This window comes from Pseudomonas sp. BBP2017 (genome assembly GCF_003024385.1).
Taxonomy (GTDB): domain Bacteria; phylum Pseudomonadota; class Gammaproteobacteria; order Pseudomonadales; family Pseudomonadaceae; genus Aquipseudomonas.
The window spans coordinates 39,684-64,578 of sequence record NZ_PVZN01000010.1 but is presented as its reverse complement, the minus strand read 5'-3'; the positions used below and the strand labels follow the sequence as shown (position 1 = coordinate 64,578).

The window sequence follows — 24,895 nt, the reverse complement described above, 5'->3', positions numbered from 1 at the left end:
CCGCCAGCCAGCGTCTGATTGCCGAACAGCCAGGGACACCTAAATGCGCAGTCGCGCTTTGATCCAGCGCATGCAAAAGCCCGGCCGAAGCCGGGCTTTTTGCAACAAGAAATTTATCTTTCAAAAGGACTTGAAATGTTGCGCCAAGTGCCTGACCTTGTAGTCAAGAGGCGATGGTTTCCACAGGCCGCAAAGGCCCCATCGATTCTCTTGCGAGCTAGCTGAATAAGGGATTGAACTATGCAAATCCAAGTCAATAGCGACAACCATATTCAAGGCAACATTCGACTGGAAGAGTGGGTCCGCAGCACTGTAGAAAGCACGCTCGAACGATTTGAAGAAGACCTCACCCGCGTTGAGGTCCACCTGCGCGACGAGAACGGCGACAAGCCAGGTCCGCACGACAAACGCTGCCAGATGGAGGCACGCCCAAAAGGCCATCAACCGATTTCCGTGAGCCACACATCCGCGTCCCTCGACCAGGCTGTCGATGGCGCGGCGATCAAGCTCAATCATGCCCTGGAGCACTTCTACGGCAAACTGCGCAGCAAACGCGCGGTGACCCAGCAAAGCGTTGACGGCGCCCAGAACGACGGCCTGCTACAGGAAGAATTTCTGGAGAACGAGCAAGCTCGCAGTATTAGCTGAATGACATAACGCAGACGGTAAAAAGGCGAGCCCGGTGGGCTCGCCTTTTTTATGACTGTTAAGTGTTAGCCTTCCGATAATTCGATTACGCCGAGCCCCCCCCCAAGCAACTCGCCACCTGCCCAACCTCCTAGACTACCCACAAGTGATTCGCCCCCAACTAAAGCTATATTCCGCACAAAGCCCCGCCCAATGGCCCTGCCAGAGCTAGAACCGCGCCACCACCGAGTCCACCAGAAAAACTCCCAGCCTCTCACCTTGTTGAGAAGAGCTTGATCAAGGCAAGGCCTATCGCAAGCCAGACAGCAGCAATGATTAACAGCCAGGAAGCGATCAACATTCGGCGCCGCAGTCGCGGAGGAAAGTTGCGCAAATCTTCTGCGTCCATCATCCCCAAGCGAACACTTAATTTTGGATAGAGCATCGCGCCACAGATTGTGCTGAGCAAGTAGCAGCGGGATTTCAACCTTGTCGTCCCCCAGAAAGGTATTTGCAACTTTAGCCAAACGCTGTTTGGAAGGCTTGCAATGATGATGTCGAAGTCGCGGCTACGGGCTAGATGGGTTTCCATGACCACGCCCGCTAATCCGATCACATACGGGGCCAACATGAAGGCGAATGCCCACCAAGAGCTCCAGAAACCGCTCATGGTTTGATCTTTTCGTATAAGAACTCCCCGAGCCATTCGCCACCAGCACTAGTGCCCAGGCCGCCCGCAAGCGCTCCACCTCCGACGAATACAATTCCACAAACGGCTACACCAACTCCACCAGCCACGGCCGCGCCACCACATACGGCCACGGCAGTCTTTCCTCCCACGTAGGCACCAGCCATACCACCACCGAACCCTCCCGAGAAACTTCCAGCTTCAGTAAAACGCACCTTTTTACATTCCTCTGTCTCACCAGCCCGACACACCTCCTGCACCTTGAGTACCGATGCGCCGCCACCTAACGCAATCCCGACATACCCCCCATACTTCAGGTACTTCGCCGTCTTGGCCACTTGGTCCAGATGCGTGGCATAACCCGGAATCTCACCCGGCGCACCGGCGCGACTCCAGTGGTGCACCAGACTTTTGGTTGAGATCCCCAAATCGCGGCGCAGGGTGTCGTAACTCCCCAGATTCAACTGCTTGTTGAGAAACGCGCTCTTCAACTGAGCATCAATCTGGCGGTACAACTGCTGACGTGAGGCGAAGAACTCCGGGCTCTTCAGGTGCCCGTAAGTGCTGAACATGCGTTGGTGCAACTGCTCAACCGCGCGCAAGCTGCCTTCGACCTGGCGCAACCCTTGGCCAAGCATGTCCTTGCCAACCCCCATCGACTGGCTCGCGCCACTTAGCAACCCGGCAATCTCACCTTGATAGCGGACCATGAAATTGGCCTCGTCCTCGTTGAGCGGCGCCAGCGCCTCGCGGACCTGAGCGGCAGCAGCCATCAGCTGGGCCTCCTCCCGCGTGCAGGCCGTGCCGTTGTTCGGATCGCCGATGACGAACAGCTCACCCGCCTTGTAGCCTTGGGCAAAAGTCGGATTAAGCCGGTGCAGCCGAGCCGACAGGTAGCGGCTTTTGCCGCCCAGCTCAATCAGCACTTGCTGGCCAGACATGCTGCGCGGCACTACATAGAAGCCAGGTTCCAGCGTGCCCGGTGCGGCAGCCACCATCGGCTGGGAAGTCGTGGAAGCGAAACTGGACGTGGGCATCGACGAAGGTGAACGGCCGACCGGGCGAGCCGGTTCGGAAAAGCCGGTGGTTGTCGGCGCAGCGGTGACTCCCCCGCCGTACAAGGGCGCTATCAGCCGGTTGCTGCCGGGCGGGCAGCCGCAATTGATCTGCACACCGTCAACGGCAATTGCCAGACCGTCAATGGTCCAGCCGTCATAACCTTCGGCAATTTGCCCGACCTGGCCACATTGTGGACAGGGCGTGGTGCTGTCCCCGAGGCGCAGGTGAGGGACCCGGTCCTGGGTGTGAGAGGTCTGACTGCTGAGGCAGGTGGCCCCAGTCGTGGTCTGGTCGCCATGTTGCCCGGCGCCAAGGCCATTCATGTTCATGCGGTAGGCCATGCACTGATTCCTTGAGCAAGTGGAGCCCGGAACCTAGCACGGCATTTACAGGTAAAAAGGTCACCAAAAGTGATTCAGAAACATCCTACATGGCGACCAGAAGCCGCCGTCAGATTAGAGATTCATTGCAAAAACAGTCCTGGGCTACGAGCGCACAACGCAGACGGTAGAAAGGCGAGCCCGGTGGGCTCGCCTTTTTTATTTCGTACCTGCACTGCATTTGTAGGAGCCGGCCTTGCCGGCGATCGACCGCAAAGCGGTAACAATCCTGAGGCCATCTGATATACAAGCGTCATTGGCCCTATCGCTGGCAAGGCCGGCTCCTACAGAGGATGCTACTTACCTTCCTCGAGCTCCTTGCCGCTCGCATCGATAGCCTTGGTCGACGGGTATTGGTACGAGGCGTAGCGCACCACCAGAATCGCAAACGCCAACAGCAAGATGCCACCACACACATACAGCAAGCCGACATCCGGCGCCTTGTGGTGCGAGACGTCGCCGATCAGCAGGCGCGTCAGTGCGGTGATCGCCACATAGAGCAGGAAGCGGATCGGCATGTGGTTGGTCTTGAAGTAGATCCCGACCATCGCCCCCAGCTCGAGGTAGATGAACAGCAGCAGGATGTCATCGACGCTGACACCGCCCTTGCCGAGCATTTCGATGAAAGTCGCCACCGCCGCATAGGCGGTGATCGCACCGATGCCGAACAGGGCCAGGTAGTGAAAAGCTTCGACGCAGAGGTTGCCCAGCGAGTCAGCTGAGCCATGCAGGCCTTTGCGCAGTTTGTCTGCCCATTTTATGTTCACGATTTCGCTTTCCTTGATACGGCTGGAAGGATGATGCGCCACACGCATGACGCTTTTTCTGCATGCAGTAAAAAGGCCAGGCGCCCTGTTTGAGAAGGCGACCAAACGTCGCAAGGCACAGCCATCGCTGGCTGTGCCTTGCGCTTTCAACCGTAGGTTGGGAAAACCGTGTTATTCCAGCGCCGAAGCCGGGCCGAAGAACTCGTAGCGGCTCTGCTTTTCAGGAACGCCCAGGCCCTTGAGGTGAGCCTTGACCGTAGCCATGAAACCTTTCGGACCGAGGAAGTAGGCATCCAGGTCACGCTCCTGGGGCAGCCATTCGTTCAACTGGTCGGCAGTCAGCAGGCCAACGGCATCGGCAGGCTCACTGACACCGTCGTCTTCGGCATAGCAGTAGAAGCGCTTGAACTGCGGGTGACGCGCCGCCAGGCCATCGACCCAGTCGCGGAACGCATGCACCGCGCCGTTGCGTGCGCAATGGATGAAGTGCACCAGACGGCCACTTTCCAGGGCCGCTTCAAGCATCGGCAGGGTCGGGGTGATGCCAACGCCGCCGCTAATCAGCACCAGTGGCTTGTCGCTGGCGCTCAAGGTGAACTCGCCCGATGGCGGGAACAACTTGATGGTATCGCCCACGGCCAGTTGCTCATGCAGGTAGTTGGAAACCTTGCCACCGGCCTCGCGCTTGACGCTGATGCGGTACTGACCGGCATTGCTCAGGGCCGACAGCGAATAGTTGCGGCGCTGTTCCACGCCGTCGATGAACAGCTGCAGGCCGATGTACTGACCGGGTTCAGCGCTGAGGATCGCACCACCATCGAGCGGAGCGAAGTAGAAGGAAACGATTTCACTGCTTTCATCGACGCGCTGCACCAGTTTGAAGTCGCGCGCACCACGCCAGCCACCAGGCGCAGCAGCCTTCTGGGCATAGATGTCGGCTTCGGCACCGATGAGGATATCGGCCAGTTGCTGGTAAGCGGCGCCCCAGGCAGCAATCACTTGCGAGGTGGCGATTTCCTTGCCGAGTACTTCTTCGATGGCACGCAGCAGACAGCTACCAACGATCGGGTAATGTTCCGGAAGGATCTGCAAGGCCACATGCTTGTTGATGATCTGGCCGACCAAACCACCGAGTTGTTCGAGTTGGTCAATGTGCCGGGCATACATCAGTACACCGTTAGCCAGCGCCCGAGGCTGGTCGCCGCTGGCCTGGTGCGCCTGGTTGAACAGCGGACGCACCTCTGGGTATTCGCTGAGCATAAGCTTGTAGAAGTGCGTGGTCAGCGCCTCACCGCCGCTTTCCAGCAGGGGAACAGTGGCTTTGATGATCGCACGATCCTGGGCATTGAGCATGGATGACTCCTGAGCCTGTGGCTTCTTGATGAATGCCTTGGCTAATTCAGTTTCCATGCCAACTGTAAAATCGTTATAAATCAATAGCTTAAAATTTAATGAGTAATAAAGACTACAAGTGATATATAGTCATTAAGACCAACAGGAGTCTTTATGACCGCAAAATCCCTGCTCACCGCCCTGCTGCCGCTGGTCAGCGATCTGGCCCGCGACCTGCCCGAGCGCGAACGCTACCGACGCCTGCTCGAAGCCATGCGCAGCCTGCTGCCCTGCGACGCTGCCGCACTGTTGCGCCTGGACGGTGACTGGCTGGTGCCGCTGGCGGTCGATGGTTTGAGTACCGACACCCTTGGGCGGCGCTTCAAGGTCAACGAACACCCGCGCTTCGAGGCCATTCTCAGTAACAGCGCACCCACCCGTTTTGCCAGCGACAGCGAACTGCCCGACCCTTACGACGGCTTGGTCGAAGGCCTGCACCAGCACCTGGAAGTCCACGACTGCATGGGCTGCCCGCTGTTCGTCGATGAGCAGCCCTGGGGCCTGATCACCCTCGATGCGCTGGACCCGGAGCAGTTCCAGCAGGTCGAACTCGATGCCCTGCAAGCCTTCGCCAGCCTGGCAGAAGCCACGGTCAACGTCGCCGAACGCATCGAGCGTCTGGCGTTACGGGCCGAGGATGAACATGAACGCGCCGAGGTGTATCGCCAGGCCAGCGGCCAGCAACACAAGGAGCTGATCGGACAGAGCAAATCGCATAAACGCCTGCTGGAGGAAATCCAGCTGGTCGGCAGTAGCGACCTGACTGTGCTGATCACTGGCGAAACCGGGGTCGGCAAGGAGCTGGTGGCCCAGGCCATCCACCAGGCCTCAAGCCGTGCCGACAAGCCGATGATCAGCCTCAACTGCGCGGCCTTGCCCGACACCCTGGTGGAGAGCGAGCTGTTTGGCCATGTGCGCGGCGCCTTTACCGGCGCCGTCGGCGAACGGCGCGGCAAGTTCGAACTGGCCAACGGCGGTACGCTGTTTCTTGACGAAGTCGGCGAGCTGTCCCTGACCGTACAGGCCAAGCTGTTGCGTGTGCTGCAGAGCGGGCAATTGCAGCGATTGGGCTCAGACCAGGAACACCGCGTCGATGTCCGTCTGATCGCCGCGACCAACCGCGACCTGGCCGATGAAGTACGCGCCGGACGTTATCGCGCTGACTTCTATCACCGTCTGAGTGTCTACCCATTGCTGGTGCCGCCGCTGCGCGAACGCGGGCGCGATGTGCTGCTGCTCAGCGGCTACTTTCTCGAACAGAATCGCTCGCGCATGGGCCTGGGCAGTCTGCGCCTGAGCAGCGAGGCACAAAGCGCGCTGCTGGCCTACGACTGGCCGGGCAACGTGCGTGAACTGGAGCACCTGATCGGCCGCTCGGCGCTCAAAGCCCTGGGCCAGCATCGGCAACGCCCGAAGATTCTGACCCTGGATGCTGCAGACCTGGACCTCAGACCGGTCGAACCTGTGGCCAACCACAGCCAGGCACAGCTACCTGCCGAAGTGCCCCTGCCTGGCGGCGACCTGCGCCAGGCCCTCGATGATTACCAGCGCCAGCTGATCCAGGCCTGTCTTGAACGCCATCAGCACAATTGGGCCAGTAGCGCCCGCGAACTGGGCCTGGACCGCGCCAATCTCGGTCGCCTGGCCAAGCGCCTGGGTCTACGCTGATTTGAACAAGCGATTAAAGCCAGGGACTGGCGGGTCGATAACCCGGCATATCCCCCCATTCAATCTGTCCTGAAGGTGCCTATGGCCACGCAAAATGCCCGCGCGGACTCGCTGTCGTTGCTGCTGTTCACTCTGCGCAGTGGCAAGCTGATGGCGATCAACCTGCTCAAGGTCAGTGAAATCATCCCCTGCCCGCCGCTGACCAAGCTGCCGGAGTCGCACCCCCACGTCAAAGGCGTGGCCACCCTGCGTGGCAACTCGCTGTCGGTGATCGACCTGTCCCGCGCCATTGGCGAGCAACCGCTGGAAGATCCCCAGGGTGGCTGCCTGATCGTCACCGACATCAGCCGCTCCAAGCAGGGCCTGCATGTGCAGGCGGTGAGCAAGATCGTGCATTGCCTGAGCACCGACATCAAACCGCCGCCCTATGGCTCGGGCAACAAGTCGTTCATCACTGGCGTCACCCGGGTCGACAACACTCTGGTGCAGGTGCTGGACATCGAAAAAGTCATCCACGGCATCGCCCCGCCTGCTCACGAAGTGCTCACCAGTGAGTTGAGCGCGGATGATGCCGCAGTGCTTGCCGCCACCAATATCCTGGTGGTCGATGACAGCCAGGTCGCCCTGCAGCAATCGGTGCACACCCTGCGCAGCCTCGGGATCGAATGCCACACTGCGCGCAGTGCCAAGGATGCGATCAACACCCTGCTGGAGCTGCAAGGCACCGAACAGGAAATCAACGTGGTGGTCTCGGATATCGAAATGTCCGAAATGGACGGCTACGCCTTCACCCGCACCCTGCGCGACACCCCGGACTTCAAGCACCTCTATGTACTGCTGCATACCTCTCTGGACAGTGCAATGAACAGCGAAAAAGCCAGGCTCGCCGGGGCCAATGCGGTGCTGACCAAGTTCTCCTCGCCGGACCTGACCGACTGCCTGATCGTCGCCGCCCGAGCGGTGGCCTTCGAAGAAGGCTGACACACAACCGATGAGCGTTGTGCTTGAAAGTGCCTGAACCTCAGGCACAATCGAGCCCATTGTCTATCGAGTCCCCGCTAAACCGTGAACACTGCCCAAACTGGCAATATCCGCTTCGACTGCACCGGCTGCGGCAAATGCTGCACTGGCCACCACGTCCCCCTGACGCTGAGCGAAGCCCGCCAGTGGACGAACTCCGGCGGCCAACTGATCGTCCTGGTCGAAGCCTTCCTGGCCAATGGCCTGGGCTTGCCCGCCGAGCAACGCGAACATGCCTTGCGCCGTTCCTGGCCTGTGCCGTGTGGCAGCACCGAGGCGCATGTGGCGATCACCTTCGCCGCCTTCAACCCTGAACGCTGCCGCAACCTGGATGCCGACGACCGCTGCACCATCTATGAGATCCGGCCACTGGTGTGCCGCATCTATCCGATGGAAATCAACCCGCACATCCCCTTGCGCCCTGAAGCCAAAGACTGTCCCGGCGAGGCCTGGCAAAGCGGCCCGCCCTTGATTCACGGCCAGCACCTGGTCGACCGGCGCCTGGCCGAGCTGATCGAACGCTCGCGCCAGGCCGACCGTGACGATATCCGCAGCAAGGTCGCCATCTGCCAAGCCTTGGGCATCGACACCAGCGCGCTGAAGGGCAACGGCTTCACCGCCTACCTGCCCGATACCCAGGCCCTGGCCCTGGCACTGCAGCAGGTCCGCACCGAGGAGCAGATCGCGCCCTGGACCCTGCACGTACTTGACCCGCAGCTGTGTGCACAGCTGCAGGCCGCTGGTGCCCGGATCCGCAGCGAAGCGGCCGGACACTACAGCTTCATCGGTTTTTGATCACACTCAATGGCAGCGCCGCCAGAACTCGGCGGCCAGGCGGCGCAGGTCTTCGGCAAGCGCAGCCACGTCGCTGGCGCTGAGGTGGCTCTGCTGACCGACCTGCACCGCTGCCTCGCTGGCCTGGCGAATACTGATGATGTTGCAGTTGATGCTTTCACTGACCTGGCTCTGCTGTTCCACCGCCGCCGCGATCTGCACACTCATCTCGCTGATCTGCCTGACCCGCAGGCTGATACCGTCCAGCGCACTGGCCGCGCGCCCGGCCTGATCGACGCTGTGCCCGGCATGCTCGCTGCTCTGCTGCATCACCTGTACTGCATCGCGTGCACCGACCTGCAGGACGCTGATCATGCGCTGAATCTCGTGGGTTGATTGCGCCGTACGCTGCGCCAGGCTGCGCACCTCATCGGCAACCACGGCAAAACCACGGCCCTGATCCCCCGCCCGAGCGGCCTCGATAGCGGCGTTGAGTGCCAGCAGGTTAGTCTGCTCGGCAATCCCGCGAATCACCTCCACGACGCCGGTGATCTCACTGCTGTGGTTCTGCAGGTTGTGGATAACCTCGGTGGCGGCATCCAGCGAACTGGCCAACGCCTGGATCGCGCTACGGTTGAGGTCGACCAGGTGGTGCCCGGCACGGGTTTCACCTTCGGCCTGATCGGCGGCCTGGGACGCTTGCTGGGCATTGCTGGCGACCTGGGCGACGCTGGCGGCCATCTGGTTGATCGCGGTGGCGATCTGGTCGGCTTCGCCCTGCTGCTCGAGGCTGTTGCTGTGACTGCTTTGCAGTGATTGCGCCAGCGAGCCGCTGTGTCCGGCCAGGCGTCGGGAAGTGTCGCCGATGCGCCCGACCACCGCACCTAGCTGCCCCTTGAGCATACGCAGGGCGAAATCGATCTGGCCGATGCCATCGCGGCGGCCGGTATACAACTGCTGGCTCAACGGGTTATCGGCGATGCTCAGGGCTTCGGCACACAGGCGTTGGAACGGCTTGAGCACGGCAAGAATCACCAGCGCACTCAAGCCACTGGCCAGCAGCACCTCCAGTACGCCTTGCCAGGGCAATACCGGTAGCAATAAGCGGCTGAGCGCCGATACCAGCACCAGCCCAAGCGTCACCCCCGCCCACAGTTGCCAACCAAGGCCCAGTACCGGCAAACGCTGCCACCAGGCCTGGCGCCCACTGCGCAGCTGTGCATAACAACGCTCGGCGGCCTCGATCTGCTCGGCGCTGGGTTTGGTTCGCACCGATTGGTACTCCACCGTATGGCCTTGATTGGCGATTGGCGAAACGAACGCGCTGACCCAATAGTGATCGCCATTCTTGCAACGATTTTTCACCAGTCCCATCCACGACCGGCCACTTTTGAGTGTCTGCCACATCTGCTCGAATGCCTGTGACGGCATATCCGGATGGCGCACGATATGGTGTGCGCTGCCTATCAGTTCTTCACGGCTGAAGCCGCTGATCTTGACGAAATCGTCATTGGCGTAGGTGATTGCACTGGAGAGATCAGTGGTGGAAAGGATATTGGCGTCACCGGGATAATCCATATTGCGACCGGTCACAGGCATATTGCTCTTCATCGGAGGCACTCGTTGTTGTTTGGAGAATCGGCAGGGCGTACGACTCTAGTGACAAATTGGTCCGATTTATTGATCCAGCTCAGCATATTGGCAATTTGCCAGCATTCACACCCACAAGCTGTCAGCGCTGTCAGTTAGACGAACCTCGACTATTACCTTTAACGCAATAGTACTTCTCGAAAAAGTCACTGTTTCTTGCCGGTGTTTCCGACTAATTTAGTCGGACCTACTTAACACTTGCACCGCAAGAAGGCTGTTACAAATGTCCAACAGTATGGGTGTTGCCAGCGTATTCGTCCTGTCTTCCCTGTTATTGTCTCCCCTGGCCATGGCCGAGGAATCCCAGGCGTTCATCGCTCGCAATGCCGAGCGGGCTGTCGTCCACGAGCAGGCTCGTGAAGCCTTCGCCGCGCAGTCCGATCAAGCGGCAAAACCAGCAGAACAGGCCGCTTCCAAGGTTTCTTCGCGCGACGCAGCCGAGAGCTGATCAACACGCCGTTTCTCCCTTCGACTCCTTGGGTAATCGCACAGGTGACTTGAGCGCCTGTGCGGTTGTCTTTCAACGCCGCTGATGATCAGCGGCTTTTTTTCGTGTGTCGAAAAGTGCCAGCAGGCTGGCTCGTTTGTTCATAAAAAGATCAAGTTTCGCACCAAAGAAACTGCCTTACTTTCACCTCAAGGAGTCCACCCCGGTGAACACTGCTTTACGCTTCACCCCCCTGTTCGTTGCACTTTCTGCAACGATCCCCTTCAACGCCCAGGCCAACGAGGGACAAGCCGAAGGCTTTATCGGAGGGTCCAGCCTCAACGTGCATGCCCGCAACTACTACCTCAACCGCAATCAACTGGATCGCGGCGTGCATGACAATCGGGAATGGGGACAGGGTTTCCTCGGGAAGTTCGAATCGGGCTACACCCCCGGCACCGTCGGCTTCGGCCTGGATGTGCATGGCATGCTCGGCCTGAAACTCGATGGCGGCGCCGGCACCTCCGCCACCAGCATCCTGCCGATCAACACTCAGGGCGATGGCGAACCGGGCAAGGCTCACGACTCGTTCTCGACCGCCGATGCTGCGGTCAAGCTCAAGGCCTTCGACACCGAGCTCAAGGCTGGCGACCTGTTTCTGAGCAACCCGGTGATCGCTGGCGGTGAGTCGCGCATGCTGCCGCAGACCTTTCGCGGCGTCAGCCTGAGCAACAACAGCGTCGAAGGCCTGATGCTCGAAGCCGGCCAGGCCAGCTTCACCAAGCCCTACAACCAGAGTGGCCAGCGCCGCATCGACACCTCCTACGGCGCCTTGCCGGATGATCGCCAGAGCCGTCACCTGAACTGGGCCGGCATGGCCTGGAGCGGCGTACCGAACCTGGCCTTGAGCCTGTACGCCTCCGAGCTCAAGGACATCTGGAACCAGTACTACTTCGACCTCGACTACACCTACAAGGTGAACGAGCTGGTCAGCCTCAACCCGGGCCTGCACTACTACCACACCCAGGACACCGGCCAGGCGCTGCTCGGCAACATCGACAACAACACCTACAGCCTGCACTTCAGCGTGAATGTCGACTACAACAGCCTCACCGCGGTGTACCAGCGGGTCAATGGCAACACCCCGTTCGACTACATCAACCAGGGCGACAGCATCTACCTGGACAACTCGCAGATCTATTCGGACTTCAACGGCCCCAACGAGCGCTCGTGGAAGCTCAAATATGCCTACGACTTCACCGGCCTGGGCATTCCCGGCCTGACCTCGATCGTCTCCTACTCACGCGGTGAACTGGACCTGACCAAGGTCGACCCCAACAGCGTCGGCTACGGCAAGCACTGGTACAACCCCGAAGGCGAGAACGCCCGTCACTGGGAGCGCGACATCGACCTGCAGTACGTCTTCCAGCAAGGCACCCTCAAGGACCTCTCGGTCCTGCTGCGCTGGGCCAGCCACCGTGGCAGCCAGGGTTACTCGCAGATCGATGACGTCGACGAATACCGGGTGATTGTCGACTACCCGCTGAACATCTTCTGACACCTGCGCGAGTGGGAGCTGGCGCCCGAGCCAGCTCTTTCCGTCGGCTCGCAGCCAAAGTTCTTGTTCGACAATCCTCTGGCCCCTAGAATACTGCGCCGTCGCGTAACCACGCCGCGACTCTTCTGACGGTCTTCGACTGCAGCGACCATGACTTTGCCCCCCAGATCCCAGCGATCCGCCCTGTACAAGTCTCATCCGGAGCTGATCCTGAACCTGGGCAGTTGCCTTGCGGTGCTCGCCATCGTGGCCATCGTCAGCTACCTGGTGTTGCGCGAACGCATTAACGTCGAGCAGAGCGCCAGCCGCGCGGCGAGCAATATCGTCCAGCTGATCGAAAGTGACATCCAGCGCAATGTCGAACTCTACGACTTGTCCCTGCGCGGATTGATCTGGGCCGCACAACAAGCCGATCTGAAATCCCTGTCACCGGCTTTGCGGCAAAAGATCCTGTTCAATCAGGCCTTCGCCATGCCGGTACGCGGCGACATGCTCTGGCTTGATGCGCAGGGCAATGTAGTCGCCGACTCCACCAGTGTCACCCCGCGTCAGGCCAATTTCGCCGACAGCAAAGTGTTCCAGGCCCATCGTCGGCAAGCCGACCTGGGCATGGTCATCAGCCCGCCGTTCAAAGCGCGCCTGGGCGATCGGGACTGGTGCATCAGTTTCAGCCGGCGCATTGCCGATGCCAACGGCGAGTTTGCCGGGGTTGCCGTCGGCGCCCTGCGCCTGTCGTACTTCACTGATCTGTTCAAGCGCCTGGATATCGGCAGTGACAGCAGTATCAACCTGATGAACACCGACGGCGTTTTGCTCGCCCGGCAATCGAACATCGCCGAAGACGCGCTGATCGGCGCCAACTTCGCCGACCGCCCCAACTTCAAACGCCTGATGGCCGATGGCAGCGGTAGCTTCGCCGGCTACTCCGGACGCACCGGCAAACCCAGGCTGTACACCTTCGCGCGAGTGGCCGACCTGCCGCTGATCGTAATAGTGGCGCGCTCAAGCGATGAAGTGTTCGAGTCCTGGTGGCGCACGGCCTTGCTGGTCAGCTGCGCCACTGGCGTGCTGTGCATCGGTATCCTCTGGCTGACGCTGCTGCTGGGCCGGGAGCTGCGCCGTCGACAACGCGCCGAACAGGATCTGGAAGAGCTGGCCGCCACCGACAGCCTTACGGGCCTGGCCAACCGGCGCCAGCTCGATCAGGTGCTGCGCCGCGAATGGTCACGGACCCAGCGTAACCATCGCCCGCTGGCGGTATTGATGGTCGATGTCGATCACTTCAAAGCCTTCAACGAACGTCATGGCCACCAGGGCGGGGACGAAGCCTTGCGCAAGGTAGCGGCGGCCATTGCCCGTAGCATTCGCCGCCCGGCCGATCTGGCGGCGCGCTACGGTGGCGAGGAATTTCTGGTGGTCTTGCCCGAGACGGAGCGTCATGGCGCAGAAGTTCTGGCTGAATGCATTCGCCGCAGTATCGAAGCGCTGCCGCCGTTCGGCGATGACACCCAGCCGGTCACGGTGAGTATCGGCATCGGCTGTTACACACCAGATGCCGAGTACGATCTGCCGACGTTGCTGGGCAGTGCCGACGACGCGCTCTACCGCGCCAAACACAACGGCCGCAATCGGGTGGAAAGCGCGAGTTAGGGTGTGCACAACGACCCATGCTCGATTGGCCTGCATATCGATTGCCTGTATGGTCAACGCTTCCCGTTCAGAATCGCATGGCATGAATCCCGAGTCACTCAAATTGCTGGTCACCCGCGAAATGCCCTTCGGCAAGTACCAGGGGCGGCTGATTGCCGACCTGCCCGGCCATTACCTGGCCTGGTTTGCCCGCCAGGGCTTTCCCAAGGGTGAGTTGGGTGGCTTGCTGGCATTGATGCACGAGATCGACCACAACGGCCTGGGCGAGCTGCTGGTGCCCCTGCGCAAGCAGCACCCGCACCGCCGTCCTTGATCAGGCCTTGACCGGCTGCACCGCCAGTTCCACCGCTTCACTGCGCTTTAGCACGGCATAGACCACCGCCGTCAGCAGGCTGCCAGCCAGAATCGCCAGCAGGTACAGCAACGCGTGGTTGATGGCGTTGGGAATCAGCATGACGAACAGTCCGCCATGCGGCGCCATCAGCTTGCAGCCGAAGTACATCGACAGTGCGCCGGTCAGCGCACCGCCCGCAATACTCGCCGGAATCACCCGCAGCGGATCCTTGGCAGCAAACGGAATCGCTCCCTCCGAGATGAAGCACAGGCCCAGCACAAAGGCCGCCTTGCCGGCTTCGCGCTCGCTTTGGGCAAACTTGCGCCGGGCAATGAAACTGGCGATGCCCAGGCCAATTGGCGGCACCATCCCGGCGGCCATGGTCGCGGCCATCGGTGCATAGCTCTGCGACGCCAGCAGGCCCACCGAGAAGGCATACGCAGCCTTGTTGATCGGCCCACCGAGGTCCACGCACATCATCCCGCCGAGCAGCACCCCGAGGAGGATCGCGTTGGTGGTGCCCATGCTGTCGAGAAAATGCGTCAGCCCTTCGAGCATCCCGGCTACCGGCTTGCCGACCACATAGATCATCACCAAGCCGGTGAACAAGCTGGCCAGCAACGGAATGATCAGGATCGGTTTGAGCGCGTCCAGGCTGCTGGGCAAACGCACCCAGCGGCTAATCGCCTTGGCGCTGTAACCGGCAAGAAAACCCGCGACGATGCCACCGATGAACCCGGCCCCCAGGGTGCTGGCCAACAGGCCACCAATCATTCCCGGCGCCAAGCCCGGACGGTCGGCAATCGAGTAGGCAATGTAGCCGGCGAGCAACGGCACCATCAGCTTGAACGCCGCTTCGCCACCGATCTGCATCAGCGCGGCCGGCAAGGTGCCCGGCTCCTTGTAGGCTTCAATCCCGAACACGAATGACAAGGCGATCAGCAAACCGCCCGCCACCACCATCGGCAGCATGAACGAGACACCGGTGAGCAGGTGCTTGTATACCCCGGTTTTCTCGCTGCGGGTCGTACTGGTATTGGCGCTTTGTGCAGTTGATTCCTCGCGACCTTCGGCCAGGGCTTTGTTCAACGTAGCCTGAGCCTGTTTCAGGGCCACACCAGTGCCGCAACGATAGATGCGCTTGCCGACAAAGCGCTCGGTAGGCACTTCGATATCGGCGGCCAACAGCACCACATCGGCCTCGGCAATCGCGCCAGGCGCCAGTGGATTGCGCGCACCGACCGAGCCCTGAGTCTCGACAGTAAGTTGATAACCCAGTTGCTGCGCCGCCTGCTGCAACGCCTCGGCAGCCATGAAGGTGTGTGCGACGCCGGTCGGGCAGGCAGTGATGGCGACAATCTTTGCGCTGCGCTCGACAGGTGTCGATAGCGCTTCAGTGACGGGCTGATAAACCTCGGCCTGTTCCGCCGCCTGACAGAGAAAGTGCTGGGTATCGCTCAGTGCCTGGGCCGGCGTGCTCTGGAACAGGCGCTTGCCGGCAAAACGCTGCAAGTCCAGCGGGCCGCTGTTGACCACCAGCACCCAGTCGGCGGCGGCGATCACCGCCGCGGACAATTGCCCCTGGGCTTGCTCGGGATCATGCACTTCAACGCTGGTGCTCCAGCCCAGACGTTGCGCAGCAGCGTCCAGCAGACGCGCACTGAGCACACTGGAGACCTGGCCGTTGGGGCAGGCGGTGACGATGGCAATGTTCATCTGCAACCCTCTTGTTGTTCGCGCAGGCGCACCTCATGCGCCAGCTGCGCCAGCTGGGCCCGATCGTTGATGCCAAAACCGATCTGGGTCACCGCCTGGGCGGCAATCGCGGTGGCCAGGCGTAAAGTCTGCTCTGCTGTATCAGCGCTGAGCAGGCCATGGACCATGCCTGCCAGCAACGAGTCACCGGCACCCACCGTACTGGCCACCTTGACCGTTGGTGGCACGGCCGTGAGCACGCGACCTTGCTGGAACCAATTGACCCCGTGCTCGCCCTGGGACACCACCACATGCTCGATACCTTGCGCGATCAGTTGGCTGGCGGCTGAGTGCTGCTCGGCAAAACTGTGCACGCTACAACCCAGCACTTCGCCCAGCTCGTCAGTGTTGGGTTTGACCAGCCAGGGCGCACTTTGCAGCCCGGCCCGCAGGGCTTCGCCGCTGCTGTCCAAAGCAACCTTCAGGCCCATGGCCTTGAGCTGTTCAAGCAATTGCCGCAGCCAGTGCGGGCTTAGGCCACGCGGCAGACTGCCCGCCACCACCACCGCATCATGGCCGGGCGCGATATACGTCAGCTTGGCCAGCAGTTGTTCACAGGCCTGTTCGCTCACCTCTGGGCCCGGCCCGTTGATGTCGGTCACGCGGCCATCGGCTTCCACCAGCTTGATGTTGCAGCGGGTCTCGCCCGGCACGCGGACAAAGCAGTCGGCAAAGCCACGGCGGGCGATCAGGTCTTCGAAAGGCTGCAGATTGTCGGCACCGAGAAAACCACCGACGGTAATGCTATGGCCAAGGTCCGCCAGCACCTGCGCGACATTCAGGCCCTTGCCCGCCGCGTGGCTGTGCTGGGCCTGGCTGCGGTTGACCTGGCCGCTGCGCAGCGCATCGAGGCTGACCGTCAGGTCCAGCGCCGGGTTGAGGGTCAGTGTGAGTATCTTGGCCATTCAATCGTTCTCCACCAGCGCCCGTACGGCGCTGGCACTGCCCTGCAGCAGTGCTTGCTGAGCAAGCTGCCGGGCGTGTTCATAATTCAGTTCACGGACCAGGGCCTTGACCTCGGCAATACTGCGCGCCGCGACGCTCAGCTCATCGACGCCCAGCCCCAAGAGCACAGCAACCGCCTGCGGATCGGCCGCCAGCTCGCCGCACACCCCGACCCACTTGCCATGGGCATGGGCGGCGCGCACAGTCATGTCGATCAGTTGCAGCACCGCCGGGTGCAGGCCATCGGCCTGGGCCGACAGGCTCGGATGGCCACGGTCGATGGCCAGGGTGTATTGGGTCAGGTCGTTGGTGCCGATGCTGAAGAAGTCCACTTCGCGGGCCAGCACCGGAGCAAGCAAGGCTGCCGAAGGCACCTCGATCATGATCCCCACCTGCAGATCGCTGACGCTGATTTCTTCGCGCAGACGTTCGACCATCGCCCGTGCCTGTTGCCACTCCTCAAGCTGGCCGACCATGGGAAACATGATCCGTAACGGTCGGTCACCCGCCGCACGCAGCAAGGCGCGCAACTGGCTTTCCATCACCTGCGGACGTTGCAGGGTCAGGCGAATGCCGCGCACACCGAGGAAGGGGTTTTCTTCCTTGGCAATCGGCCAGTAAGGCAGCGGCTTGTCACCGCCCACATCCAGCGTGCGCACCACCAGTGGCCGACCGTCGAGACCGTCGAGGACACGGCGGTACTCGGCTTCTTGCAGCGCTTCGTCGGGGGCTTGCTGGTGGGCCATGAAAATCAGTTCGGTGCGCAACAGGCCGACGCCTTCGGCACCGTGATCGACCACCGCCTCGATACCCTTGCTATCGCCAATGTTGGCGAATACTTCGATGGCATGCCCATCACGGGTTAGCGCAGGCTCCAGACGATGAGCGCGGGCCAGTTGCAGGCGCTGCTCGCGGCGCTCGCGTTCGGCCAGGGCGCGCTGCAGCTCATCGGCAGGCGGTGCTACTTGCAGGCGCCCGCGCTGCCCATCGAGCAGCAGTGCAGTACCCGAAGCGATCAGCAGCACCGCATCGCCGGCACCGACTACCGCAGGAATCCCCAGGGCGCGGGCAACGATGGCACTGTGCGCCGTTGCGCCGCCACGGGCGGTGAGAATCCCGGCGACGCGTGTCGGGTCCAGGCGCGCCACATCCGACGGGCCGACCTCCTCCATCACCAGCACATAGGGTTGCTCGGGAGCCGGGATGTCGGCCTCCCCACAGAGCTTGGCCAGCACTCGTCGGCCAATGTCGCGCAAGTCGGCAGCGCGCTCGGCGAGCAAGGCATCGTGCAAGGCCTCCTGCTGGCGCGCCGCGTTGTCGATCACCGCCATCCACGCCGCCGGGGCACTTTCGCCCTGGCGCAGACGCTGATCGACTTCGTCACTCAGGTCGGGGTCGGCGAGCATTTCCTGATGGGTGATAAAAATTTCGCCAATGGCCTTGGCCTGACTGCGCTGGATCAGCGCGCCGATCTCGGCATTGACTGCCGCCAGCGCCTGCTGCAGACGCTGGCGCTCGATCGGCAGCGATTCTCCGCGCAGTGGATAGTCGAACTCACGCAGCACCTGGATATGCGCCGGGCCGCTGGCGATCCCCGGCGCGGCAGCCACACCCTGAATCACCGCCCCCGGCAACGGCGTCTGAAGCTCAGGCTCCGGGAGCATTTCAGGCGCGGCCTCGGGCACCGTAGCCAGTGCCTCGACTTCCTCGCCCAGCCCCTCCTCGATCGCCGCCAGCAGGGCCGGCAGCGCATCGGCGGCGATGTTGGGTTCAGCAATGATTTCCAGCACCTGCCCACGCCGGGCACCAAGGCTAAGCAGCTTGCTCAGGCTTTTGGCCGAAACTGCCGCCTGGCCACTGTCGACCACACGCAAACGAATTTCACCGTCAAACGCCTTGGCCAGCTGCGCCAGCTCCTTGGCCGGCCGCGCATGCAGGCCATGGGCATTGGCCAGACCGATACGCGCGCTGGGCCAATCGGCCGGCACTTCACCGCCCAGCACTTCCAGCACCATACGGCTGCTGGTGGCGCGGCACAGCTCCTGGCCACGGCCTTCAATCAGCAGTGCACACAACCGTTCAAGCAGGGCCTGATGCGCCGCGCCCAGGCTGGCCAGGCAGAACACGCCGTGCAGCGGCTGGTCGCGATAACGCAGCGGTTGTTGCGGGGTAACAAAGGCCAGTCCAGGCTGACGCACGGCCTGCTGGCTGTGCAGCCACCACAGACCTTCGCCCAGCGGCAGCGGTTCGACCTGTTGCAGCACCCCGGCAAAACCAGCGCCGACACAGTCGGCGCGGTGCAACAGGCGTGCGGCGCGCCAGACCAACTCGTCGAAATCTTCGGCCGCCACGCCCAGGCCAATCATCTGCGCATCCAGCGCCAGCTCTTGCGGGGCACCTTGCAGCAACTTGAGCAGCGCCTCGGCAGAGCTTGCCCGCCGTAGCGCCTCAGCCAGATCGGTTTCGCCCAGGGCGCGGGTCAGCAGTTGCAGCAAGCGCAGGTGTTCATCGGAACGTGCCGCAATACCGATGGCCAGGTACACCCGCTGACCATCGCCCCAGTCCACGCCGTCGGGAAACTGCAGCAGGCGCACGCCAGTGGTAAACACCTGATCGCGGGTTTCCGGGGTGCCATGGGGGATCGCAATACCCTGGCCAAGAAAGGTCGAACCCTGCGCCTCACGGGCTTGCAGGCCAGCCAGATAGCCCTCGGCAACCAGGCCATCGCTGACCAGGTGCCCGGCCATAAGCTGCAGCGCCGCCGACTTATCCACAGCCGACTGGCCCATGGATATCTGCTCTACAGTGAGCTCGAGCATGACCTTCTCCTTTGCAGCACCAGGCGGGTGCTGAGGTATTGTTGTGAATTTTTCAGCATAGGGCCAGTTATGCTCAGCCCTCGGCAGGCGTTGGTTCGGCAGAAAAATCGCCTGCTGAAACGTTTAATCTATAATTGTGATCACGTTACTCGATAATCTTCGATCAATGAAGCCCCATCTTGTCGGACAATTGCGACAATGGTCGTCTGCGCCCTGATCAAAGGATCGGCGACAATTCCCGGTCAGGCTGTGCAAGCAGCCCCGGTATAACAAGGAATTTGCGGTGAAACTCAGCGATATCGCCCGTCTGGCCGGTGTGTCCGTGACCACTGCCAGCTATGTCATCAATGGCAAAGCCGAACAGCAACGCATCAGCAATAGCACGGTGGAGCGTGTGCGTGCGGTGGTCGAAGCCCATGGCTTCACCCCCAACCCGCAGGCTGCCGGCTTGCGTAGCCGCCACACCAAAACCCTGGGGTTCATTCTCCCGGACCTGGAAAACCCCAGCTACGCACGCATTGCCAAACAACTGGAACAAGGCGCCCGGGCCAAAGGTTACCAACTGCTGATTGCCAGCAGCGACGACCAGCCCGAGAGCGAGCGCCAGTTGCAGCAGCTGTTTCGTGCCCGCCGCTGCGATGCGCTGTTTGTCGCCAGCTGCCTGCCGACCGGTGACGACAGCTACCGCCAGTTGCAAGCCAAGGGCCTGCCGATTATCGCCATCGACCGTAGCCTGGACCCGGCGTATTTCTGCTCGGTGGTCAGCGACGACCGCAACGCCAGCCTGCAACTGACCCGCAGCCTGCTCGCCACCAAGCCTGCGCACATCGCCCTGATCAGTGCGCGGCCAGAGCTCAGCGTCAGCCAGGCGCGTGCCGGTGGTTTCGATGAAGCCCTGCAAGACTTTACCGGCAACGTCAGCCGCTATCAGGGCGAAGCCTTCAGCCGCGAGTGCGGCCAGCGCCTGATGAGCGAATTGCTCGCCGAACTCGGCGGCTTGCCGGATGCCCTGGTCACCACCTCCTACGTGCTGCTGCAAGGCGTGTTCGATGTACTGCAAGCGCGCCCAGCCGACTCGCGCAGCCTGCAGCTGGGCACCTTCGGTGATAACCAGTTGCTCGACTTTTTGCCGCTGCCGGTCAACGCCATGGCCCAGCAACATGGCGTCATGGCGGAAATCGCCCTGAAACTGGCGCTTGCCGCGGTTGAGGAGCAACACTACGAACCAGGCGTACACGCCGTAGGGCGAACCTTCAAACAGCGAATCATCAAGGCCTGAACATGCGCCTGATCGACACCCACACCCATCTGGATTTTCCGGATTTCGACCCTGACCGCACGGCCCTGCTGGCCAACGCCAGGGCTGCGGGTGTCGAGCGCATGGTGGTGCTCGGGGTGTACCAGGACAACTGGCAACGGGTGTGGGACCTGGTGAGCAGCGACCCGCACCTGTACGCCGCCTTCGGCCTGCACCCGGTCTACCTCGACCAGCACCGCCCGGAACATCTGCGGGAACTGGGCGACTGGCTGAACCGCCTGCGCGGCGAGCGCCAGCTATGCGGCGTAGGCGAATTCGGCCTCGACTACTACCTGCCGGAGCTCGACCGCGAGCGCCAGCAGCACTGGTTTGAAGCCCAGCTGCAACTGGCCGTCGACTTCAACCTGCCTGCCCTGCTCCACGTACGCCGCAGCCATGCCGCGGTGATCGCCACACTCAAGCGTTACAAGCTCAAGCGTGGCGGCATCATTCATGCCTTTGCCGGCAGTTTTGAAGAGGCCCGCGAATATCACAAACTCGGGTTCAAGCTGGGTTTGGGCGGTGCCGCGACCTGGCCGCAAGCACTGCGCTTGCACAAGGTGCTGCCGCAGTTGCCGCTGGAGAGTCTGGTGCTGGAGACCGATGCACCGGATATGGCGCCGGTGATGTATGCCGGGCAGCGCAACAGTCCGGAGCATTTGCCGCAGATTGCTATCGCGCTGGCAGAGGTGATCGGGATTGAAGTGGAGCGGTTGGCTGAGGTGAGTACGCGCAATGCGTGTGAGTTGTTTGGCTGGCCGACTATAGGCTAACGGAAGGCTGCTGATACTTACACTCCAGTCTTAGCCTTGCGAGCCGCTGGTCGCGCACCACGCTTCTTGATCACCGTACGCTCCTCTGTGGGAAAGATCGGCATATTGCCGATTGAGCCAAGGGTCATCCTCATACCGAAGATGCGCAGAATGCCGTTAAGCGTATTGATGGTCGGATTGCCCTTGTCAGTTTCCAGCTGGTAAAGCGCTTTCGTCGACATTTTGCACATGGTCGCAAAGGTTGCCTGATCGAGGCCGGTCACCTCGACACGCAAGCGGCGAATTGTGGTACCGAGGGTCTCCTGGCCAGCCACATTTTGCAGCTTGATGTCTTCAATGAGCTTTTGGCGTTCTTCAATCGAGATCAACTTCATTGCAGGCCCCACTCCGCCAAACGGACATCCAGATTATTCAAGGGAATCGATTGTGCCCTGCGTACGCCTTCAGGCAACTCGCTCAACAGCTCGGGAAGCGCCCGGAACTCTTGCGCCGCCTGCTTCAACCTGTGCATCAAATGGTTCGTATCAAGCACTCCATCGAAACAGGCGCACACTGCAGCCCAGTCTGGTGAGCCTGCTCGCTCACTCTGCCACTTGGTCACTCGCGTTACCCCCTCTGGGTCGAGCACCATCGGCGCGAGGTCATAGATAGGTGCCAACTGCAGCCGTCCATTGTGACGGAAGATCGAAGTGTTGCGGCCATGGTTATCCGAGTTACCCAGGATGCGGTTGAGCAGATCACGGCGTACGTACTCGAACACCAGGTCATCGATCTCCTCATCCTGCTGGTTTGCTTTCCACAGATGGACCAGCCGCTGCACGACCTCTTCATGCTTCATCGCCGAGCCGGGTACCGTGTTGGCGCAGACTGAATAGATAGACTCCGTCGCAATACGCTCTACCCTGCCGCCGTCTGCGCGCCTATCGAAACGTGGCATCCAGAGGCTCGGCTTTTCAGCTTCCTCCAGCGCTAACCCATCTATCGCCACGGTATCGAGCCCCAGTGCCGCGATCGCCCGGTAATAATGAAACTCGGCACGCAGGATATCTTTATCGCGCTCAGTCACCTTGTTACGAGCGAACTTCACCAGCCAATGGCGGTGTGCCTGGTCATCAGCGAGCACTGCATCGGCATGTAAACCGCCGTTGGCGTCCTCGGTCATCAGCAACTTCGGCGCCTCTCCCTGCGCACCGGTTGCGCCCCCCATGGCGGCGCCGAGTTCATAGGCGTATTCAAGGAAATCGTTCGACCGCTCAATAACGTCTTGCCGTGGGAAAGCGATGTCCCTGGCGGGATCGATATGCTCGCTCGACTCCTTGACGCGCAAGTGCCCAACAGGGGCTGGCGTGCAGCGTTTGAACAGGAACAACTCCATATCCATCCCTTCGGGCTTCTCGTGCCCGAAACGGGCTTCAAGGGATTTACGCGCCGCACCGGCGGGAACGATGTCGTAGACAAAGGCGGGATACCCGACGGTATCCGTCGCGGTCCAGCTCAACGGCAAATTCACACTGACAGCGGGCTCGAAAGCAGACCCCATGCTTTCGATGAATTCCAGCAGGTAGCCTTGGCTATAGGCAGTAGAGCAGGCACTGTCAGCCACCCGCTGCCCATTTTGAACGGTAAGTACCAAAGCGTCGTGCCACTGGCCTTCCAAGAAGGCCTGCAGAGTGAGTTGCTCAGCCATCACGCCCTCGGAAATCGGAACTTTAATGCTGCAAAATATAGCTCCACGGAGGGTAATCGGCAATAAAGTTCTTGTTAATAACAATCCACGCAGAAAACAAGCACTATAGTGCTGATTAGATTTCCAGCGTCCGTAGGCCTGCCGGTGTCAAGGCGTTGTGCGACCGCTACAACGTGCCGGAACACACCGCTTCTACACCCGCGAGGCCTACAAGCTGGCTTTAACCATCAAACGGCTATGCGAAGCGTGCCTTGGCAGAGCGCCCCTCCAAACCCCTATTGGATTAAAACCAGCCAGTATCTTCCTCCAGCTCTGCCCGGCACTGCTTGAGCTGCGCGCCATAGACCTTCGACTGCTGCTCAACCTTGCGCGCCACCTGCATCAGCCAGGGCTTGCTGCGATAGGTCCCGCGGCTGAAACCACCGCGCCCCTCGTGGTAAGCCAGGTACTGGTTGTAGGTATCCCACTTGGAGATCCCCAGCTGCTTTTGCGTGCCATCGGTGTACCAGCCAATGAACATCATCGCGTCATCAAAGTTGTCCCGCGAGCCGCCATTACCGGTGCCGTTTTTGTACTCACCCCAGACCGGGTCCTGGGCTTGCGCGTAACCATAGGCCGAACTGACACGCCCCCAGGGAATCACCCACAACAGGTAATCACGCGGTGGCAGTGCGTCGTGAACGAAACTGCTTTCCTGCTTCATGATCGCCATCGCCACGTGTTGCGGCGTGCCGAACTTTTGCTGCATCTCCAGCGAGTCTTCGTACCAGTCAGGGTATTGGCGGAAGATATTGCAGAGATTGTTCTGATCCCTGGGTGGCGCGGAGGCACAGCCAGTCAAGATCACAAACATCAGCATCAGTGCCCAAACCAGCCCTTGTTTCATCCATCGCCCCAGCAAAAAAATGAGGGCATTAGTTGCCCTTCGTATGTAACGCAGAACTCTATGATGGCTTGGGCTTTGGCAGGGTCACCTGCCCCGCCCGGTTGATTTGTAACGCGAGCCCGGCTGCAGTTTGCTCGATTTTCAAGCAAAGAGACTGCATCAGCGCAACGAATCTTCAGAATTTCCCGATTCCCTGTAGTCCATTTCCGAATCATACTTCTGCCGCTTTCAAGCCATTGCAGTGGTCCCGCGAGGGGCCTAGTCTCGACCGGTCGTTGCCAATTTCAACGACCGGCTTTGACAGGCCGATATCATCGCGGAACATGTGCAAACCTTTATGGCAATTGTACGTGGGGCACCTTCGTGTGCGCCGAGTTCCCCGGTGTTCGGTCTGTCAACCCGCGTACAGTTGCCACCCATTTGTTTGACAGCAGATGCGTGGCGGCTCCGATCACTGGGAGGCTACCATGCTAAAAATCGTTCCTGATCCACCGCTTCACATTAACCAATCCCTCGAAGACATCCTCGTCCAGATCTCTGAATACCTGGTCTGTGCCATGACCGTGGCGCAACAGACTGTCCTCCTCCATTCCAGCTCCCCAGGTCAGATCCTGACCTTGTCCACCATGCACGAAATCGACAACGCCCGAAGTTTGGTTGAAGTGGCGTTGAGCAGAGTTCAGTCACAACACTGAGTTATCCAAAAGTGAGCGCCAGCGTTGCTGAGGCAAGGCTGGTT

Annotated in this window: 22 protein-coding genes and 1 pseudogene; 11 read left to right on the top strand and 12 right to left on the bottom strand. The window is 61.0% G+C overall.

The annotated features are described in order from the left end of the window. Positions 1–240: 240 nt before the first annotated feature. The gene (locus C6382_RS14095; RefSeq protein ID WP_107025032.1) at positions 241–648 is read left to right on the top strand and encodes an HPF/RaiA family ribosome-associated protein; all 408 of its coding nucleotides are present in this window, start codon (positions 241–243) and stop codon (positions 646–648) included. A 253-nt stretch (positions 649–901) separates the two neighbouring features. Here C6382_RS14095 and C6382_RS14090 read toward each other — a convergent pair whose 3' ends face one another. From C6382_RS14090 to hmpA, 4 genes are all read right to left on the bottom strand, one after another. Next, a complete protein-coding gene (locus C6382_RS14090) occupies positions 902–1,297 on the bottom strand; it encodes a hypothetical protein (protein ID WP_107025031.1) in 396 nt (131 codons plus the stop codon). Continuing rightward, the gene (locus tag C6382_RS14085) at positions 1,294–2,715 is read right to left on the bottom strand and encodes a PAAR domain-containing protein (protein WP_107025030.1); all 1,422 of its coding nucleotides are present in this window, start codon (positions 2,713–2,715) and stop codon (positions 1,294–1,296) included. Before C6382_RS14085 ends, C6382_RS14090 begins: the two co-directional genes overlap by 4 nt. A gap of 335 nt (positions 2,716–3,050) precedes the next feature. Beyond that, a complete protein-coding gene (locus C6382_RS14080; protein WP_107025128.1) occupies positions 3,051–3,521 on the bottom strand; it encodes a phosphate-starvation-inducible protein PsiE in 471 nt (156 codons plus the stop codon). 171 nt (positions 3,522–3,692) lie between these two features. Then, entirely contained in the window at positions 3,693–4,874 is a 1,182-nt protein-coding gene (gene hmpA, locus C6382_RS14075) for an NO-inducible flavohemoprotein (RefSeq protein WP_107025029.1), read from the bottom strand. A 153-nt stretch (positions 4,875–5,027) separates the two neighbouring features. Between hmpA and norR the strand changes: the two genes are divergently transcribed. The 3 genes from norR (at position 5,028) to C6382_RS14060 (ending at position 8,396) form a co-directional block, all read left to right on the top strand. Further along, positions 5,028–6,581: a nitric oxide reductase transcriptional regulator NorR gene (gene norR, locus C6382_RS14070; protein ID WP_107025028.1), complete on the top strand. Its 1,554-nt coding sequence runs from the start codon at positions 5,028–5,030 to the stop codon at positions 6,579–6,581. 81 nt (positions 6,582–6,662) lie between these two features. Next, complete coding sequence (locus tag C6382_RS14065; RefSeq protein ID WP_107025027.1) at positions 6,663–7,562, top strand: chemotaxis protein; 900 nt, start codon at positions 6,663–6,665, stop codon at positions 7,560–7,562. A gap of 84 nt (positions 7,563–7,646) precedes the next feature. Continuing rightward, on the top strand, positions 7,647–8,396 hold the full coding sequence (locus C6382_RS14060; RefSeq protein ID WP_107025026.1) for a YkgJ family cysteine cluster protein: 750 nt from the start codon (positions 7,647–7,649) through the stop codon (positions 8,394–8,396). Between the two features lie 6 nt (positions 8,397–8,402). Here C6382_RS14060 and C6382_RS14055 read toward each other — a convergent pair whose 3' ends face one another. Both C6382_RS14055 and C6382_RS24710 read right to left on the bottom strand, forming a co-directional pair. Continuing rightward, complete coding sequence (locus C6382_RS14055; RefSeq protein WP_371919625.1) at positions 8,403–9,464, bottom strand: methyl-accepting chemotaxis protein; 1,062 nt, start codon at positions 9,462–9,464, stop codon at positions 8,403–8,405. Positions 9,465–9,704: 240 nt separating this feature from the next. Beyond that, a pseudogene (locus tag C6382_RS24710) lies at positions 9,705–9,953 on the bottom strand (PAS domain-containing protein); the annotation flags it as partial. Positions 9,954–10,248: 295 nt separating this feature from the next. On the opposite strand from C6382_RS24710, the gene C6382_RS14050 reads away from it, so the two are divergent. The 4 genes from C6382_RS14050 to C6382_RS14035 all read left to right on the top strand — a co-directional run bounded on the left by C6382_RS14050 (position 10,249) and on the right by C6382_RS14035 (position 13,973). Next, the gene (locus tag C6382_RS14050; protein ID WP_107025024.1) at positions 10,249–10,473 is read left to right on the top strand and encodes a hypothetical protein; all 225 of its coding nucleotides are present in this window, start codon (positions 10,249–10,251) and stop codon (positions 10,471–10,473) included. A 205-nt stretch (positions 10,474–10,678) separates the two neighbouring features. Further along, positions 10,679–12,010, top strand: coding sequence for an OprD family porin (locus C6382_RS14045; RefSeq protein ID WP_107025023.1), 1,332 nt, complete (start codon positions 10,679–10,681; stop codon positions 12,008–12,010). Positions 12,011–12,166: 156 nt separating this feature from the next. Next, positions 12,167–13,660 carry a diguanylate cyclase gene (locus C6382_RS14040; RefSeq protein WP_107025127.1) on the top strand — a complete coding sequence of 498 codons (1,494 nt, stop codon included), beginning with the start codon at positions 12,167–12,169 and terminating at the stop codon, positions 13,658–13,660. A gap of 82 nt (positions 13,661–13,742) precedes the next feature. Then, entirely contained in the window at positions 13,743–13,973 is a 231-nt protein-coding gene (locus C6382_RS14035; protein ID WP_107025126.1) for a DUF3820 family protein, read from the top strand. Here C6382_RS14035 and C6382_RS14030 read toward each other — a convergent pair whose 3' ends face one another. The 3 genes from C6382_RS14030 to ptsP are packed head-to-tail and all read right to left on the bottom strand — an operon-like array spanning position 13,974 to position 19,513. Next, on the bottom strand, positions 13,974–15,710 hold the full coding sequence (locus C6382_RS14030; RefSeq protein WP_107025022.1) for a PTS fructose-like transporter subunit IIB: 1,737 nt from the start codon (positions 15,708–15,710) through the stop codon (positions 13,974–13,976). It lies immediately after the preceding gene. Then, positions 15,707–16,654: a 1-phosphofructokinase gene (gene pfkB / locus C6382_RS14025; RefSeq protein WP_107025021.1), complete on the bottom strand. Its 948-nt coding sequence runs from the start codon at positions 16,652–16,654 to the stop codon at positions 15,707–15,709. The genes C6382_RS14030 and pfkB overlap by 4 nt, the downstream gene beginning before the upstream one ends. Continuing rightward, positions 16,655–19,513 (bottom strand): phosphoenolpyruvate--protein phosphotransferase, encoded by a 2,859-nt coding sequence (gene ptsP / locus C6382_RS14020; RefSeq protein WP_107025020.1) that lies wholly within the window; start codon positions 19,511–19,513, stop codon positions 16,655–16,657. Positions 19,514–19,796: 283 nt separating this feature from the next. On the opposite strand from ptsP, the gene cra reads away from it, so the two are divergent. Beyond that, positions 19,797–20,792, top strand: coding sequence for a catabolite repressor/activator (cra, locus tag C6382_RS14015; RefSeq protein WP_107025019.1), 996 nt, complete (start codon positions 19,797–19,799; stop codon positions 20,790–20,792). A 2-nt stretch (positions 20,793–20,794) separates the two neighbouring features. Continuing rightward, on the top strand, positions 20,795–21,583 hold the full coding sequence (locus C6382_RS14010; protein ID WP_107025018.1) for a TatD family hydrolase: 789 nt from the start codon (positions 20,795–20,797) through the stop codon (positions 21,581–21,583). Positions 21,584–21,600: 17 nt separating this feature from the next. Here the strand turns inward: C6382_RS14010 and C6382_RS14005 are convergent, their stop codons facing one another. The 3 genes from C6382_RS14005 to C6382_RS13995 form a co-directional block, all read right to left on the bottom strand. Further along, the gene (locus C6382_RS14005; RefSeq protein ID WP_107025017.1) at positions 21,601–21,957 is read right to left on the bottom strand and encodes a helix-turn-helix domain-containing protein; all 357 of its coding nucleotides are present in this window, start codon (positions 21,955–21,957) and stop codon (positions 21,601–21,603) included. Next, on the bottom strand, positions 21,954–23,270 hold the full coding sequence (locus tag C6382_RS14000; RefSeq protein WP_107025125.1) for a type II toxin-antitoxin system HipA family toxin: 1,317 nt from the start codon (positions 23,268–23,270) through the stop codon (positions 21,954–21,956). Before C6382_RS14000 ends, C6382_RS14005 begins: the two co-directional genes overlap by 4 nt. A 283-nt stretch (positions 23,271–23,553) precedes the next feature. Further along, complete coding sequence (locus C6382_RS13995) at positions 23,554–24,156, bottom strand: hypothetical protein (protein ID WP_107025016.1); 603 nt, start codon at positions 24,154–24,156, stop codon at positions 23,554–23,556. 467 nt (positions 24,157–24,623) lie between these two features. Between C6382_RS13995 and C6382_RS13990 the strand changes: the two genes are divergently transcribed. Beyond that, entirely contained in the window at positions 24,624–24,851 is a 228-nt protein-coding gene (locus C6382_RS13990) for a hypothetical protein (protein WP_038606975.1), read from the top strand. Positions 24,852–24,895 lie beyond the last annotated feature (44 nt).